Here is a 1,917-nt window from a genome sequence, read left to right as displayed (position 1 = left end):
GCCATCTCGAAACATTTTTCTGAGCGTAATTTATTAAGTATGATCTAATCATTAGGTTTTTTGGTCTAAAATAATCTTGGCAACTTCTTTTTGAATTTCTAAAGTCAAATTTTCGCTGCTAGGCAAAGTTACACCTTTTTTAAATAAATCCTCAGAACATCCATTCAAATAACTACGGGATTTGTAAAAAAAAGGCTGACAATGCATTGGATTCCAAAGTCTGCCTATTTCTATTTGTTTTGAAAGCGCAGCATTCATTGTTTTTTGTACAGCGACCTGAGATTCCAAAGTACCGCAAGTAAGCCATCTATTGGAACGAATACCAACTAACTCCTTTTGAAAACCAATCGCCTGAATACTCTTCTTATAGCTTTCATAAATATGCCTTCTCTCTTGAATCTTATCTTCTAAACTTTCCAATTGAGCACAACCGATTGCTGCAGTAAGGTTCGACATACTATAGTTATATCCTAAAGAGGAATGTTTATAAAAGTCTACCTTATCTTTTGCTTGAGACCCATAATAATTGGCAAGTTCTACATACTTTTTATTCTGACTTACCAAAGCTCCTCCTCCTCCTGTACTGACAATTTTATTGGCATTAAAAGAAAACACGCCAAGATCTCCAATGGTACCGCATTTTTGCCCGTTTAACTCTGAACCAAAGGCAGCAGCAGCATCTTCCAATACAGGAATATCATAATGCTTCGCTATTGCCATGAGTTCATTCATTTTCGCTGGCATTCCGTATGCATGCACTACAACAATCGCCTTGGGTTTTTTTCCTAAATTCATTTCTGAAACAATTGCTTTTTCCAATTGTTCAGGACACATATTCCATGTTTCATATTCTGAATCAACAAAAACAGGTTCGGCTCCCAAATATACTATTGTAAAAGCACTGGCAGCGAAGGTAAAAGTGCTGCAAAGTACAACATCTCCTTCTTTTACTCCTAAAACTTTTAGCCCTAAATGGATGGCAGAAGTACCTGAATTCAACAAGGAAACATTTTCAATCTCAATATATTCTGAAATATTTTTTTTGAAAAGTTCTAAATATCTTCCCCTTGGTCCAATTTCATTTTCTGAAATGGCATGGGCTATGTATTCTTGTTCCTTTCCATTCATTAATGGAACTGATAATTTCACTTTGTAATTTTTCAATATTTTGTTATTTCTTTCTTAAACTCCGTAAAGAGCAATCAAAACGATTTGATGACATCCCTATTACAAATGTAGTAAAGTAATCTTTTATTCAAGGAACGGATTGCCGCGGTCGTAACTTCCTCTCAATGACCCAACTCAACATCTATACTTCTCTGGCAACGACGGGAACCCACAATCCTGCCGTCATTGCGAACGTAGTGAAGCAATCTTTTATTTAATGAATGAATTTCCATTTTTTAAACCGTCATAGAAGTCGGAAGCGATCTTAGTATCATGCTCTGTCAATGACCGCACTTCGAGGGCCTCAGTGACCGTGTTTCGACAAAGGAGAAGTGTATCGAGAACTACACAGGTTTTGGTGGAAAAACTTCTCGATACTAAATTCTTCATTTCATGCATAATTTCACTCGAAGTGACAATTGGCGTATTAACTATAACACAAAACTACAAATCAGGTACTACTATACTACGATAGCATGTTGTTTCTTTTCATTTTGTCTTGATATACTTCGACAGGCTCAGCACAAGCTCCTCAAAAAAATCAAGTCTTGATCTTTCATCGATCATTTTACAATTTAAAGACTAACCAAAAAGAACTCGAACTGCGTTCTCAAACAGCGCCTTGATAAAAAACACTTCTTGTGGTTGAATTTTCTACGAAGATTTTCTTAGGACAAGGACAGGAAAGCATAAGACAATGAATGAAATGCTGGAATAGAACTTGGACTTTGACTTGGACTTTTTTGTCTT

General features: G+C 36.0%; 1 protein-coding gene. It reads right to left on the bottom strand.

What is annotated here, in order from left to right:
• Positions 1-51: 51 nt before the first annotated feature.
• Positions 52-1,149, bottom strand: coding sequence for a DegT/DnrJ/EryC1/StrS family aminotransferase (locus tag P8H68_RS11125; protein ID WP_300324973.1), 1,098 nt, complete (start codon positions 1,147-1,149; stop codon positions 52-54).
• Between the last annotated feature and the right edge of the window lie 768 nt (positions 1,150-1,917).

The sequence above is a fragment of the Flavicella sp. genome, assembly GCF_029238425.1.
Lineage (GTDB): Bacteria > Bacteroidota > Bacteroidia > Flavobacteriales > Flavobacteriaceae > Flavicella.
Note: the sequence above shows the minus strand (reverse complement) of the source record. Positions and strands in the feature narration are given on the sequence as shown.